The organism is Staphylococcus edaphicus, assembly GCF_002614725.1.
GTDB lineage: Bacteria > Bacillota > Bacilli > Staphylococcales > Staphylococcaceae > Staphylococcus > Staphylococcus edaphicus.
The window spans coordinates 1-15,707 of record NZ_MRZN01000010.1 but is presented as its reverse complement, the minus strand read 5'-3'; the positions used below and the strand labels follow the sequence as shown (position 1 = coordinate 15,707).

The 15,707-nt window shown below is 33.5% G+C and carries 16 protein-coding genes; 9 read left to right on the top strand and 7 right to left on the bottom strand.

Annotated elements, in window-relative coordinates; genetic code table 11:
* Positions 1–367 precede the first annotated feature (367 nt).
* The 6 genes from pcp to BTJ66_RS07340 all read right to left on the bottom strand — a co-directional run bounded on the left by pcp (position 368) and on the right by BTJ66_RS07340 (position 6,561).
* Positions 368–1,009, bottom strand: coding sequence for a pyroglutamyl-peptidase I (pcp, locus tag BTJ66_RS07365; protein WP_099090324.1), 642 nt, complete (start codon positions 1,007–1,009; stop codon positions 368–370).
* Positions 1,010–1,040: 31 nt separating this feature from the next.
* Positions 1,041–1,967, bottom strand: coding sequence for a DUF979 domain-containing protein (locus BTJ66_RS07360; RefSeq protein WP_099090323.1), 927 nt, complete (start codon positions 1,965–1,967; stop codon positions 1,041–1,043).
* Positions 1,960–2,664 carry a DUF969 domain-containing protein gene (locus BTJ66_RS07355; protein ID WP_099090322.1) on the bottom strand — a complete coding sequence of 235 codons (705 nt, stop codon included), beginning with the start codon at positions 2,662–2,664 and terminating at the stop codon, positions 1,960–1,962. The genes BTJ66_RS07360 and BTJ66_RS07355 overlap by 8 nt, the downstream gene beginning before the upstream one ends.
* Positions 2,665–2,827: 163 nt before the next feature.
* Positions 2,828–3,268, bottom strand: coding sequence for a DUF805 domain-containing protein (locus tag BTJ66_RS07350; protein WP_099090321.1), 441 nt, complete (start codon positions 3,266–3,268; stop codon positions 2,828–2,830).
* Between the two features lie 92 nt (positions 3,269–3,360).
* Positions 3,361–4,959, bottom strand: coding sequence for a M20/M25/M40 family metallo-hydrolase (locus BTJ66_RS07345; RefSeq protein WP_099090320.1), 1,599 nt, complete (start codon positions 4,957–4,959; stop codon positions 3,361–3,363).
* Positions 4,960–5,169: 210 nt separating this feature from the next.
* Complete coding sequence (locus BTJ66_RS07340) at positions 5,170–6,561, bottom strand: MFS transporter (RefSeq protein WP_099090319.1); 1,392 nt, start codon at positions 6,559–6,561, stop codon at positions 5,170–5,172.
* 427 nt (positions 6,562–6,988) lie between these two features.
* On the opposite strand from BTJ66_RS07340, the gene BTJ66_RS07335 reads away from it, so the two are divergent.
* The 9 genes from BTJ66_RS07335 (at position 6,989) to BTJ66_RS07295 (ending at position 15,390) form a co-directional block, all read left to right on the top strand.
* Positions 6,989–8,746 (top strand): sensor histidine kinase, encoded by a 1,758-nt coding sequence (locus BTJ66_RS07335; RefSeq protein ID WP_099090318.1) that lies wholly within the window; start codon positions 6,989–6,991, stop codon positions 8,744–8,746.
* Positions 8,743–9,507, top strand: coding sequence for a response regulator transcription factor LytR (locus BTJ66_RS07330; protein WP_099090317.1), 765 nt, complete (start codon positions 8,743–8,745; stop codon positions 9,505–9,507). Before BTJ66_RS07335 ends, BTJ66_RS07330 begins: the two co-directional genes overlap by 4 nt.
* 121 nt (positions 9,508–9,628) lie before the next feature.
* Complete coding sequence (gene lrgA / locus BTJ66_RS07325; RefSeq protein WP_099090316.1) at positions 9,629–10,072, top strand: antiholin-like murein hydrolase modulator LrgA; 444 nt, start codon at positions 9,629–9,631, stop codon at positions 10,070–10,072.
* Complete coding sequence (gene lrgB / locus BTJ66_RS07320; RefSeq protein ID WP_099090315.1) at positions 10,069–10,770, top strand: antiholin-like protein LrgB; 702 nt, start codon at positions 10,069–10,071, stop codon at positions 10,768–10,770. Before lrgA ends, lrgB begins: the two co-directional genes overlap by 4 nt.
* A 241-nt stretch (positions 10,771–11,011) precedes the next feature.
* Entirely contained in the window at positions 11,012–11,524 is a 513-nt protein-coding gene (locus BTJ66_RS07315) for a DUF4242 domain-containing protein (RefSeq protein ID WP_099090314.1), read from the top strand.
* A 331-nt stretch (positions 11,525–11,855) separates the two neighbouring features.
* The gene (locus BTJ66_RS07310; RefSeq protein ID WP_099090313.1) at positions 11,856–12,596 is read left to right on the top strand and encodes an ABC transporter ATP-binding protein; all 741 of its coding nucleotides are present in this window, start codon (positions 11,856–11,858) and stop codon (positions 12,594–12,596) included.
* Between the two features lie 12 nt (positions 12,597–12,608).
* A complete protein-coding gene (locus BTJ66_RS07305) occupies positions 12,609–13,559 on the top strand; it encodes an ABC transporter substrate-binding protein (RefSeq protein ID WP_193433025.1) in 951 nt (316 codons plus the stop codon).
* A 6-nt stretch (positions 13,560–13,565) separates the two neighbouring features.
* Complete coding sequence (locus BTJ66_RS07300; RefSeq protein WP_099090311.1) at positions 13,566–14,327, top strand: ABC transporter permease; 762 nt, start codon at positions 13,566–13,568, stop codon at positions 14,325–14,327.
* A gap of 13 nt (positions 14,328–14,340) precedes the next feature.
* Positions 14,341–15,390 carry an acyl-CoA dehydrogenase family protein gene (locus BTJ66_RS07295; RefSeq protein ID WP_099090310.1) on the top strand — a complete coding sequence of 350 codons (1,050 nt, stop codon included), beginning with the start codon at positions 14,341–14,343 and terminating at the stop codon, positions 15,388–15,390.
* 131 nt (positions 15,391–15,521) lie between these two features.
* Here the strand turns inward: BTJ66_RS07295 and BTJ66_RS07290 are convergent.
* On the bottom strand, positions 15,522–15,707 hold a 186-nt coding region (locus BTJ66_RS07290), incomplete at its 5' end, for a transposase (RefSeq protein ID WP_193433024.1).

The window sequence follows — 15,707 nt, the reverse complement described above, 5'->3', positions numbered from 1 at the left end:
TCAATTTATTGAGTTAGTGGGCCTTGTGCATGAGCTTTAGCTCAGGTATTCCTCTATACCACTTCTCAATTTATTGAGTTAGTGGGCCTTATGCATGAGCCAAAGCCCAGGTATTCCTTAAAACCACTTCCCAATTTATTGAGTTAGTGGGCCTTATGCATGAGCTTTAGCTCAGGTACTCCTCTATACCACTTCTCAATTTATTGAGTTAGTGGGCCTTATGCATGAGCCAAAGCTCAGGTATTCCATTTATACTACATTCTATTCTAGTCATCCTTGACGAGGTGGAACGACAAAATCTTTTTAACATAATCAGATTTCTATCCCATACTCGTTATTAAACAAGATGCCTACAATTCATTATAAACTAGTGCGTTTCTCCTAAAGCTACCTTTATATCATCGCCTGATTCTATAATTGCTTCTAAAGCTGCGTTTAATCCTTTTCGAATAGTTTCTAATGACATGGAAGGTTTTTCTGGTTTATCTGTAACTTGTTCAGGAATAAAAGGTACATGAATAAAACCAAATTTTATGTTTGAAAATTGCGTTGCGTGTAAGTAACCTAATTGATATAAAATGTGATTACAAACAAAAGTACCCGCTGTATTAGATAATCTTGAAGGAACGCCTTGTGCTTTAATTGCCTCGGTAATACGTTTTACCGGTAAATTTGAAAAATAGGCTGCTTCCCCATTGGGTTGTATTGGCTCATCAATAGGTTGATTGCCTTCATTGTCGGCAATCCGTGCATCATCTACATTTATACCTACACGTTCCGGTGTTAATTCATATCTACCACCAGCTTGACCAATTGCAAGAACAATATCATAGTCATATTGTTTCAATCTAGACACAAGGATATCCTTACTTTTGTGAAAAACTGTGGGAATTTCTAATTTATCTATCGTATGTTCCGCAATTTTATCTGGCAATAATTTTACTGCTTCTAAAGCTGGATTAATATGTTCTCCACCAAATGGATCGAAACCAGTTATTAAAATTCGCATTTTTACTTTTCCTCCTATAAATTGATGTTTACTAAAATGCCCATACATACATTAGTGCAATATGTATTATAATCATGATTATCGCAACTGGCGCCTGAGCCTTAATCACACCAAATTCTTCCTTCATTTCTAATAAAGCTACAGGTAATGTATTAAAGTTAGCAGCCATTGGCGTTAATAATGTTCCACAGAATCCACCTGTCATTGCCAGTGCCCCAGCAATAACTGGATCGCCACCTTGTGCAATGACAAACGGTATACCAATACTAGCAGTAATAACAGTAAACGCTGCAAATGCATTCCCCATTAACATAGTGAACAGTACCATGCCTAATATGTATGCTGCTGCACCAATTAAATGATTACCTTCTGGCAGTACCGTGGAAATCCCTTTAGATATAACGTCTCCAACACCACTAACAGTAAATAATACACCTAGTGCTGCAAGGAATTGCGGTAAGATTCCTACTGTGCCAATTTGTTGCGTTAATCGGTCGCTATCGTAAAACACATATCTCATTTTAGGTTTTATCACAATATATGCTGCAATTAATCCTAAAATGGACGATACACCTAGACCAATTGCACCTCCCAATGGTGTCCAATTTGAAACTGCAATTGCAGCAATGGCTAATATAACAGCAGGAACAAATAGCTTATTTCCATATTTTTGTGCACCGCTATTTCCTTCTTTATCCGTAACGTCTACAATGTTTTTAATTGTAACTTGCTTAAACAATGTAAGTAAGCCCATCGCTATTATGAATGCACCATTGAGTGCATTAGGTATGTATGGACCAGCGATAAAGGTTGTAGCTAGTAATATCCAAAATAATGCCGTTCCATATTTCTTATGATGGTCAGACGATTTAAGTATTCGGAAAGCAGTATAAAGTAATTGAAGTCCTATTAATATGTAAAAAATTTCTAAAATGTTATTTAAAATTCCTTCACTCATCCTTATTCACCTGCTTTGTACCATATTTCTTATCCAAATACTTATCAAATCTTATATTATTTACCCATACAATTAGTAATACGATGATTGATATAGGGACAGAAGCTAATACCAGTTGCACAGCATCTACTTTAATTCCTAATGATTGAAAAGTTCCTACCATTAACAATATACCAGCTGCACCGACAAATAAATTTTGCCCAAAGAAATTACCATAATTTTCCATTGCAGATGCTTGTGCTTTTATTTTTTCAATATCTTTAGCATCTACTTCACTTTCCTTTAAGTTATAACGTGTTCTCAACGCACCTTGTACCATTGGATTAATCAAAGGACGCACAAATTGAGGATGACCGCCTATGCGAATCGAAGCTACACCGGCTATTTCTCTTACTAGTAAATAAATCGTCATCAATCGGCCACTTGTCACTTGTTTAACCTTCCCAATCATATTTGAAGCTTGTTTTTTCAACCCAAACCTTTCAATTAATCCAACCATAGGTAATGTTAATATAAATAATGTAACTAAGCGATTATCTACAAATGCCTTTCCTAACGTATCTAATATTGCATACAAATCTAGCCCTGATACAAGTCCGGTCACTACTGCTGCAATCAAAATAACTGCAATTGTATCTAATTTAAATAAAAAACCTAAAATAATAATTAAAATGCCTATTAATTTTAGCCATTCCATATAATCCCTCCTTTAGTTATATTATAGAATGATCCATTTTGAAAACAATGAAAATTCAGATAATTTATTGTAAAAAATACGCCTTCTTTTTATTTAAGAATAAGAAAAGGCGCGTACAGAAACAAAACGTCTCAATCTGATTTTAGCGCCTACCCTTTATATATTATAACCATTTTAATTGTGAATCATCGACATGTTGTGATGGTAATAATGTTTCTACTATTAATATAATTGTACAGATTACGGAAATAACATTTAATACAATAGCTATGCTATCCACTTGAATGATATCAAATACAATATTAACCACTACTGAAAGTACAACTAATATGATAGCCGTCATTCTTTTTCTGCCAGCATCATAAAATCTTCGCAATGTTACTGCAGCCATAGGTATGATATTAGCTATTATAAAAAGACCGACTAATGCTGATAGGACTGCAGCCACGATAAATATGCCAACAATAAAACTAAATGCGCCAATCAATGCAATAATAAAGATACTGATAATATGTACCAATACTGGCGTCCAAAATTCTAAACGATTTGATTTACCTTTAAAATCTATATATCTTTTCCAATAATCTTTATAAGCCTCTATCATAGAATTACCTCTCTACTTTCTTAATATGGTTCTACATTTACATATAATTCTAATATATCGTAATATCTATATCATACTCAACCCATATATAATTAAATATATGATTTAACTAGTTTCTCTAGTACAAAGGGTAATTCTTCAAAAGCACTCTGTTTATGCAATCGTTCGCTTACTTTATGTGCATCTTTTCCGATAGGACCACACAGTAACGTCGGTGCACTAATCTCTTTAATTGCTTCAAAAGGGATTATATAAGTTTCATTAAAGTTTGGGGCATTCTTTTCATACGTAATCATTTGTGACATATCACCAGCAAAGTTTAAATAACTACTATCGCTAATACCATTAAAATAATGAACACGAATACTCTTACGTTGAAATTGTTCGTACAACGCCTCTGTAACCAATTCAATTGTTTCTTCAATTTGATCGTTATATGAAACATTAACTGCTGGATAATATGGTGTCGCAAAATATGTCACCACTGCAGGCGTAATATTTCTACAAATTTGCATTAATCGATCAGTAACGTTGATGCTCTGCATAAAAAGCTGTCTTGTTGATTTAATAACCTGTTGTATTTCGTTATTAATAAATTGTTCTCCATGTTGTTTGATTGCATATTCCTTTAACTGTTCAAAAGTGAGTACATTTATCTTGGTTTCAAACTCAATATCTTCACTCTCTAATATTGAAAGCCAATCGTTTTCACAATGCTCTATAGCTCTGATAACAACGTCTATAAATTGTCTATATAAATCAGCTGGCTTTTGCTTAAACAGAAACATATTATATAACCCCATAGTTCTAAAAGGAGTTTGAACATCATAAGTTTGTTTGATATCTCTCATCATGAGTGAAACTGGTAAAGGCGTTGTTTCATTTTCAAAAGTTTCATTAAATAAATGATTGTATTCAATCGCTTTATTAATATAACTCATCATAAAGTTCGCACTTAGCCCATCCAATGGATTGCCAACATGTGTTTCTTGACCATAACACAAAACACCAGGCATAACTTTCCCTATGGAACCAGTATAGATATAATGCTGTTCATCCGCACTTGCCTGTTGGAATGTAGGTTCACTATTCAAATGCAATTTAATATCTAGTTGATAGTCTTTTTTTAATGTAGCTATGGTTTCAACTGCTTTTCTCATACCTGTAGAATTGACCTCTTCATCAGGTACTGATACTAATATTAAGTTGATGTTCCACGCTTCTTTACTCGCTAGTTCAAGTAATGATAAATGTAACATTAACCCCGCTTTCATATCCATTACACCACGACCAAATAGGTATGTATCATCTTGCAAATCTTCCTTAGCATCTGCACTTAGATAACTGCTATTTTGTGTGAAATGACGCTTTAACGCATCAGGGTCAAAGGCATCCTCACTAAGTGAACCGTAATCATCTACGCCCACGGTATCGAAATGACTGATTAACACAATTGTACTAGATGATGTTGGCGCCTTATAAAATGCAATGACTGCTTCTTTACCATCTTCTGTAGTCTCAAGTATAATGTGTGACTTATTTTTTTCAAAATAAGAAAGCTGTAACAATAATTGTTTTAAAAAATCAGGAAATGATAATTCACCTTCAGTATTGGTTATACTTTGATGATTTACTAACTGTTTTAATAACGTCAATCTGTCTTCATATGTTTGCCATAATGATTTAGTCAAATTGTCCCCTCCTTATGTAAGCGTTTACCAAATTATATACCGATTTGAATTTTACAATCAATGAATTATAAACTAAAGTTGGTATTATTAATTTAAATAACGCAATCAGATATACAAATAACAAATAACAACTACCAACTGACTTAAAATGATTAAAAATAAAAAAGCACCCACTTTGTTTTATTTCACAAAGCGGGTGTACTAAATATTTTAATTATTAAATTGACTTTTGGGCACTAACCATAACACTGCTATAAACGCAATAATCGCTAGCGCTGCATTGAATAGCAATCCAAACATTGCGCCTACATGTATATTCGCAGTAGTTGTCATAACAGTAAAAATTGTACCTGATAAGGCAACACCAAATGAATTACCTAAAGACGAGGCCATTTTATAGACGCCTGAGGCAACGCCCACTTTATCTTCAGGCGCTGTTGTAACAGCAGTATCTGTTGATGGAGTTGCATACATACCTAAACCAACACCATAGATTAAGTAACCAAGTATACACATCACGATATACAATGGTGTGGGTAAAAATGTGAGTGAAATGAAAATAATACCAATAGCATTTAATCCTGCACCAATTAACATTGGGCGCTTTGGTCCAATGCTTTGAAGTATTTTTTCGCCAACCCTAATCATTACAAGTACTGCAACAAGATATGTAATCGTCATTGCACCAGATTGAAATGATGTAAAATGCAAACCGGATTGAAAATACGTATTTGCAACAATTAATGTTCCTGCAACAGCATTTAATAAGAAATTAGAAACTGTCGCACCGGTATAACCTTTATTTTTAAATATTCTAAAATCAATAAGTGGATTTTTCGTTTTTATTTCATAATATAAAAATCCAATCATTGCAATAATAAATACGAGCATTAATGTTAAAATAATTGGCGAGAACAATCCGTAATTGGAAGCCTGTGTAATGATTAAATTCACACTCAACATTGCAATAATCAAAATGACAAGTCCTAAAACATCAAATTTTGCCCGTTTCATTTCTTTAGTTTGTACTGCTTTCGTTTCTGGTACATGTTTCATTAAATACATAGCTATTAAAGCTACAATAATAGAAATGATAAAAATAGATCTCCAACCAATAAAGGTGGACATCACACCTCCAAATAATGAACAAATACCAGTACCTCCCCAAGAACCTATTGACCAATAACTAAGGGCACGTTGGCGCCTACTTCCTATATAATACTCATTAATGATTGCTAGCGTTGATGGCATAATACATGCTGCAGAAAGCCCTTGTATGGCTCTGCCAACTACTAATAAGGGAATAAATCCTGGAATAATAATAAGTAGTGAACCGACAATACTTAGCAACAATCCAATATAAGTCATTTTGACTCTACCATATCGATCAGCTAATCCCCCAGTTCCAACTACAAATAGACCGCACAATAATGCCGTTAAACTGACAGCTACATTTATTGTCCCATAATTTGTATCAAATGAGGACTGTAAGTCTGGTACTATATTTACAAGTGATTGTGCAAATAACCAAAAAGTAATCACCCCTAAAAATATACCAAAGAGCAGCCTGTTATCTCCTTCAAATGATTGCGATGACGCCATATTCTTTTTCCTCCTATATCTCAAATACCTCATCATCACTTCAAAATAGCTATACACTTTTTTAAACTCAAATTCAATATGTTCTAAAAAAGTCTATATCTATTTCAAAATGAATCTTTTAAAATAAAATTAAGCTATAATTATTTGTGAAATTAACAAACATTTAATTGATTTATTATCAAATAAACTCTTTTGTTTTCACAAAATATTTAAAAACTCAATATAAATAAAATAACACTTAGCTATAAATATTGCTAAAAAACAGTGTTATACGTGTATTTATAAACATAAGAAGTAATTTTATTACTCAATTTTCATAATTTTATCGCGTACCAAAATACATTTAGAAGACTATTATTTTGCAAAATAACAATACTTTAAAAATTTCTGTATAATATATACAGACAAACTAAAATAAGGGTGCTTTATGTTAAATTTATTTATACTTTTACTTGAACGAGTAGGCTTAATCATTCTTATAGCCTATATTCTAATGAATATCAATCATTTTAAATCAATGATGAACATGCGTGATAGCCGTCGTTCTCAATGGCAATTAATTATTATCTTTGGTTGCTTTTCTATGATTTCAAACTTTACTGGTATACAAATCCGTGGTGATGAAATCATTAACGGAACAGTTTACAATCATCTTGATCCTGATGCTTCTTTAGCAAATACACGTGTTTTGACAATTGGTGTGTCAGGACTTATCGGTGGCCCATTTGTAGCTTTAGCAGTTGCTTTAATTTCAGGTATTTATCGTGTTTATATTGGTGGCGCAGATGCCTATATTTATTTAATTTCTTCAATAGTAATAGCACTTGTTTCTGGATATTTTGGTTATAAGGCAATGCGTGCTAACCGTTATCCTACAATCGTAAAAGGTACTTTAATTGGAGGCACGACAGAAATTATTCAAATGCTTTGTATACTTATATTTTCTGATAATACTGAACATGCTTGGACGTTGGTAAAACTTATCGCTATTCCAATGATTTCTATAAATTCCATCGGTACGGCTATATTTTTATCTATCATTTTATCCACAATTAAACAAGAAGAAGAAACACGGGCAATACAAACACACGATGTATTACAGCTTGCTAATCAAACGTTGCCTTATTTCCGCTCAGGTTTAAATGAACAATCAGCGAAAAAAGCAGCAGAAATTATTCTTGACTTGATGCGTGTATCTGCAGTTGCAATTACTAATCGCAAGGATATTTTGACCCATGTCGGCGCAGCAAGCGATCATCACGTTGCGCAAAAAGCAATCATTACAAATTTATCTAAAAGAGCGATTCAAACCGGAACTTTAAAGGAAGCTTATTCCAGTGAAGAAATAGGATGTAATCATCCTGGATGCCCTCTAGAAGCGGCCATAGTTGTACCATTGCGTGTCAAAAACGATGTTGTAGGGACCTTGAAATTATATTTCACAGACAAATATGATGTGAATTTTTCTGATAAACAACTGGCAACTGGCCTTGCAGAAATTTTTTCAAGCCAACTGGAATTGGGTCAAGCAGAAACACAAAGTGCATTAATACGTGATGCTGAAATAAAATCGCTTCAGGCACAAGTTAATCCACATTTTTTCTTTAACGCAATTAATACCATTTCTGCATTAGTCAGAATCGATAGTGAAAAAGCACGCGAGTTACTATTACAACTTAGTCAATTTTTCCGATCAAATTTGCAAGGTGCACGAAATAATACCATTTCTTTAGAAAAAGAGTTACAGCAAGTAGAATCGTATTTATCATTAGAACAAGCACGATACCCTGATCGTTTCCATGTTTCTTTTGATATAGATGATACTTGTTATGGCGCTCTTGTGCCACCTTTTGCAATACAAATACTCGTTGAGAATGCTATTAAACACGCTTTTAAAAATCGTAAATACGATAACAAAATTATTGTAAACGCACACAAAGTACACAGCGGCCTCGTCATCTCCGTAACCGACAATGGTCACGGCATTCCTATTGAAAAGCTAGATAAAATCGGCAAAACAAGTGTACATTCAGATTCTGGTACAGGAAGTGCTCTAGAAAATTTAAACCGTCGTTTAGATGGCTTGTTTGGCTATGAAGCAAGCCTTCAAATTCATTCTAATCAACAGGGTACTATAGTAAGTTGTACTATTCCTTACCATAATTCAGAGGAGGAAAAAATTTGAAAGCAATCATTGTAGACGATGAACCCCTAGCACGTAATGAACTAAACTATTTGCTAAATCAAATTCGGCAATTTGAAAAAATTGATGAAGCAGCCAATGTTTCTGAAACATTAGAATTGCTACTTTACGACGATTATGATGTTATTTTTCTTGATATTAACTTGATGGACGAAAGTGGACTAGATTTGGCAAATAAAATAAAGAAAATGAAGCACGCACCTTTTATTATTTTTGCAACAGCACACGATACGTTTGCCGTCAAAGCGTTTGAACTAGACGCCATAGATTATATTCTTAAACCTTTTGAACAACAGCGTATTGCACAAGCAGTTCATAAGGTTGAATTAGCCATTGGTCAATCCAACGAACTTCATAACGATATTTATGTGACCTCTTCTATGCGTATGCGTGACAGACAAGAAGAAAAAAACAGCAAAGTACTCCCCATAGAGGTCGATGAACGTATTCATATTATTAATTTAGATGATATCATTGCAATTTCTGTTAATAATGGCATAACCACTATAAATTCAACGGTTGGCGCATTTGAAACGACAGAGCCTTTGAACCATTATGAAAAGAAAATTGAAACCCAAAACTTTATGCGTATTCATCGCGCAACACTGATTAATAAATTGCATATTCAAACGATTGAACATTGGTTCAATTATACTTATCAACTTACGATGACAAATCAATTAAAGTTCCAAGTTAGTCGCTCATACATGAAGCCTTTTAAACAAATGATGGGCTTAAATTGATAGTCACATTTCGAATAATGCATTTCAGCTCTAGCGTGTCGTAAGTCACATTAAAAACGCACATTCGTAATCGCTTTCATTTTATAATTGACTTAAGATCAATTTGGGAGGCAACTTAAAAATGAAAGTTGAAAAAGAACAACACAGCACAAAAGATAAAAGCTCTAAAACATATAACTTTTTTCATCAAGCACTGGTTATAGCTATTATTATGTTTATCTCGAATGTCATCGAGAGTTTCATGCCAGTGCCAATGCCAGCTTCAGTTATAGGACTCGTCCTATTATTTGTCGCTTTATGTACAGGTATTGTTAAACTCGGTGAAGTAGAAACTGTTGGTACTACATTAACGAACAATATTGGTTTCTTATTCGTTCCTGCTGGTGTCTCAGTCATAAATTCATTAGGTGTATTAAGTACAAGTCCAATCCTAATTACATTATTAATTATTATTTCAACATTACTCTTGTTGTTATGTACAGGTTTTTTCTCACAAATGCTTATTACAAAATCTTTTATTCCGAGAAAATCAAAACACAAACAATTAGCGGAGGATGAATTATGATGGAACATTTAGCGATTAACACACCTTATTTTGGTATTCTTCTATCTCTGATACCTTTTATCATCGCAACTTTTTTATTCAAAAAAACAAATGGCTTTTTCTTATTCACACCATTATTTGTGAGCATGGTCGTAGGAATTGCTTTTTTAAAAATTACAGGTATTGACTATGCAAATTATAAAATCGGTGGAGACATTATTAATTTCTTCTTAGAACCAGCGACAATATGTTTTGCAATACCTCTATATAAACGTCGTGATGTCTTAAAAAAATATTGGAAGCAAATATTAGGTGGTATCACTGTTGGAACAACCGCTGCTCTTGTTTGTATCTATCTAATCGCAGAAGCATTCCAATTTTCTAATAGTATCATTGCATCTATGTTACCACAGGGTGCGACAACTGCTATTGCCTTACCAGTTTCAGCTGATATAGGTGGTATCAAAGAATTAACATCATTAGCAGTTATTCTAAATGGTGTGATTATCTATGCATTAGGTGCTAAACTAATTAAATTATTCAATATCACTAATCCTATTGCCCGTGGTTTGGCACTTGGTACTAGCGGACATTCCTTAGGTGTTTCATCTGCACAGGAATTCGGTGAAACAGAAGCCTCAATGGCATCTATTTCACTGGTCATTGTTGGCGTTATTGTTGTAATCGTAGCTCCAATATTAGCGACTGTTTTATTATAAATATAACCAACCTACAAGAAGTTCAGTTAACACATCCTGAATTACTTGTAGGTTTTTTGAATAGCTAAAAACATGAATTATTTTATGTTTTTAACCCCTTCATTTGCTTTGAAATAGGCATGAACTATATATTATTTTTATAATTTATCAGAAAATTTAAATTACTTAATATTATATCCTTGTAATCTGATAAGGATTAATGTATTATACACGTATTATTAATTATTGGAGGTTAAGATTTATGACATTATACTTATTAGAAGCAAACGATTTGGCCTTTGCCTCAAATAAAAAAGAACTAGAAGATAAAGCTGCCCATCTAACAACAGGTGAGGTTCCTACACTAATTGAAGTTCAAGCTACTGAAGACCTAACACATGGTTATTTCATTGTAGAAGCAAATAGTGATACTGAAGCAAAACAATTTTTAGAAGAGGCTTCTATTAATATAAATTTAGTTAAAGAAGTACGTTTAGTAGGTAAAGAATTGGAAGAAGTAAAAAAAGGCGATCCAAAAATAGACTATCTCGTAACATGGAATATTCCAGAAGGTATTACAATGGATCAATATTTAGCGCGTAAAAAGAAAAATTCAGTTCACTATGAAGAAGTGCCAGAAGTACAATTCCAACGCACTTACGTTTGTGAAGATATGACAAAATGCATTTGTATGTACGATGCACCCGACGAAGATGCAGTACGTCGTGCACGTAAAGCTGTTGACACACCTATCGACGACATCGAAAAAATATAAAGAACTACTTTCTCAATGCAATTGAGATTAGTAGTTCTTATGCAATAGCTCTAGCTATTGTATTCCTTATAGTCTTTCTCAATGCAATTGAGATTAGTAGTTCTTATGCAATAGCTTTAGCTATTGTATTCCTTATAGTCTTTCTCAATGCAATTGAGATTAGTTATTCTTAATACAATAGCTTTAGCTATTGTATTCCTTATAGTCTTGACTTTACTCATTCGTTTTTTAAAAGTTTATAATCAATAACTTCACGGGCTATGTGCATGCATAGCCCTTTAACATAAATTTAATCCATACTAAAAAGATAGGAATAATTGAGGTGTGTACAGTGATTCATATTAATCGAATTCAGCATCAATTTGGAGACAATACAGTTATTAACGACTTCGAACTCAATATAGATAAAGGTGAGATTGTCACTTTTATCGGTAAAAGTGGATGCGGCAAGTCTACTTTATTAAATATTATCGGTGGTTTCCTGACACCCTCATCTGGTTCTGTTAGTATCAATGGGCAAACTAAACAAGTACCCTCACCAGATTGCTTAATGATATTCCAACATCACAATCTTTTCCCTTGGAAAAATATATACGATAATATACGGATTGGTTTAACTCATCGTATCAGCAATGAGGAGATTAACAATCACTTAAAAAGTGTCGACCTAAATAATAAAGGTTCAGTGTTCCCTGAAGCATTATCTGGAGGAATGAAACAGCGTGTAGCGCTTTGTAGAGCACAAGTTCATCGTCCTAATGTCATTTTAATGGATGAGCCACTTGGCGCATTAGATGCATTCACGCGGTATAAATTACAAGACCAATTGATTCAATTAAAGAATCAGACTGCAGCTACTATCATTTTAGTAACGCATGATATAGACGAAGCATTATACCTGTCTGACAATATAGTCTTACTTGGAGATGGTTGCAAAATTATAGATCAATACAAGATTAAGCAATCTCACCCTCGTAATCGTAATGATAGTCACTTATTGAGTATTAGAAACACAATTATGGAAAAATTCGCCTTAAATCATCATATGGCAGAGCCGGAATATTATTTATAAGGAGGTCGCATATTGAAAAAAATTTTTATCCTTTCCCTAATATTCCTAATCTTACTGTCTGCTTGCACACATAGTAACAATCAGCAAAAAAATGATAAAAAGCAAACTATAAAAATCGGTTATTTACCGATTACACATTCAGCAAATCTGATGATGACAAAACAAATACAACAGCAAACCCAACATTCTAATTATAAATTGGAACTTGTAAAGTTTAATAATTGGCCAGATCTTATGGACGCTTTGAACAGTGGGAAAATAGATGGTGCATCTACCTTAATCGAACTTGCCATGAAATCAAAAGAAAAGGGTTCTAATATTAAAGCTGTCGCACTTGGACACCATGAAGGTAATGTCATTATGGGTCAAAAAGATAAAACAACTGCCGACTTTCATAATCATAGAGAGTATAGTTTTGCTATACCACATCGTTATTCAACGCATTACCTACTTCTAGAAGAAATGCGTAAACAACTTAAGTTAGATGACGATACCTTTAGCTACCATGAAATGGCTCCAGCAGAAATGCCAGCAGCTTTAAGCGAACACCGTATCTCAGGATATTCCGTAGCGGAACCATTTGGAGCATTAGGAGAAAAACTAGGCAAAGGACATACGATTAAACATGGTAGTGACGTTATACCTGATGCATATTGTTGTGCTCTTGTACTTAGAGAAGATTTAATTAATCAACATCACCATGTAGCAAAAACTTTCGTCAGTGATTATAAACAAGCTGGTTATAAAATGAACAACAAAAAGCTTAGTGTCGATGTCATGAATAAATATTTTAAACAAGATAAAAAAGTGTTAACACAATCAGCAGAATGGACTTCTTATGGTGATTTAACACTTGAAAAAGATGGCTACAATAAAATCACGCAACTATTAGATGAACATAAATTATTCAAAACACCCGATTATAAAGACTTCGTTGATCCAACATTATACAAGGAGGGATAGCGCGCATTGACAAAGACTATAACCAAAAAATTCACTTTACCTATTGTTAGCTTCATTATTTTCTTATTTATATGGCAATGCGTCATTTGGATAGGTCATTATCAACCTATACTGCTACCTGGTCCTTGGCTTGTTGCTTCAAGTATTTGGCAGTTCATCATTTCCGGGGAAATATTCCCTCATTTATTTATAAGTTTATTTCGTTTCATCGTCGGTTTTGGATTTGCCATTTTAATAGGTGTCCCAATTGGATTTTTATTAGGTCGTATTAATATGTTATTTGATGCAATAGAACCACTATTACAATTAATCAGACCCATATCTCCAATCGCTTGGTCACCTTTCGTTGTCTTATGGTTCGGTATCGGAAGTTTGCCCGCGATGGCAATTATTTTTATCGCTGCTTTCTTTCCGATTGTTTTCAACACAATTAAAGGTATTAGAAACATCGAACCTCAATATTTAAAAATAGCGTCAAATCTCAACTTAACAGGTTGGCAACTTTATAAAAATATTTTATTTCCTGGTGCCTTCAAACATATTATGGGTGGTATTCACATGGCTGTAGGTACAAGTTGGATTTTCTTAGTTTCTGGAGAAATGATTGGCGCACAATCAGGGCTTGGGTTCTTGATTGTAGATGCAAGAAACATGTTGAACTTGGAAGACGTATTATCAGCAATATTTTTTATTGGTTTATTTGGTTTTATCATAGATCGGTTTATTAGTTATTTAGAAACATTAATACTTCGACGATTCGGAGAATAAAGGAGCGGTTATTATGACTTTACAAGCACTTATTGAAAATGAATTAGATCCATATCTAATTGAAATAGACGAAGGTACACATTATCCTAAAAATTTTATACAAACATTATTTAGAGACGGTTATTTTAAAGAGAATGATTTAAAAAATAATTTAGAGGTTATTGAAGCAGTTTCTAAATCATGTTTAACAACAGGATTTTGCTTATGGTGCCAGCTTGCATTTTCAACATATTTAGAAAATGCAAGTCAACCTCATTTAAATCATGATTTACAAAAATCACTATTAAATGGTGATATATTAGGGGCAACAGGCCTATCAAATCCTATGAAATCCTTTAATGATTTAGAATCTTTTAACTTATCTCACCACTACCAGGACAACCAATTTTATGTCAATGGCCGACTACCTGCAGTTAGTAATATTGGAACAGAGCACTACTTTGGTGCCATTTCGAAGTCTGAAGATGATGATGAATTAGTAATGTTCATTGTACACGCGAATCAAGATGGTATTACACTAGATGAAAAATCAAACTTCCTGGGTGTTAATGGTTCAGCAACATTTGCTATAACTATGGATAATGTACTTATTCCAGAAAAACAAATCATCACTCATGATGCAAAAACATTTGCTTCTGATATTCGACCTCAATTTGTAACTTTACAAATTCCTATTGGTATAGGCTCTGTTCGTGCATCTTTAGATTTAATTCATAAATTTTCAGACGCACAAAATGGTATCAATAAATACTTAGAATATGATGTTAATGCTTTTGAATCACAATACAAACTAATCAAACAAGATTTTTATAATCTCGTAGCTAAAAATGATTTACAAAATCACTTCGGAGAACTTATTCGTCTTAAAAAAGAGATTGGCTATCTACTTTTAGAAGTAAATCAAGCGTCTATGGTAAATGGTGGATCAAGAGCCTATTCTCCAAAAGCACCACAGGCACGTAAGTTGAAAGAAGGCTTTTTCTTTGCGGCTCTTACGCCTACATTGAGACATTTGGGTAAATTAGAGGAAGAATTTAAGACATCTCATCCTACTGTAAATTAACTTGAATGTTCATATAAAAAGCATCCACTCAATGGTGGATGCTTCAGAACGTTGACAAACCTTTCGCAAATTAATGCGTAAGGTTTGTTTATTTTTATTTATATAGTTATTTTTCAAAAAGTAGTGGTCTTTCAGACCATTACCGGAGCTTTTACTAACCACATTGCTATTTTTTTAAGATTCATGGCAGCACAAATTAGCGTGGTATCCATGGAAACTTTGTCATGTCCTCTATATCTCGTCCATCGCATACCATGCTGCTCTTTTGCATCACCAAATCTTCTCTCTATTGTTTGACTTCGCATTTTATATTGTTT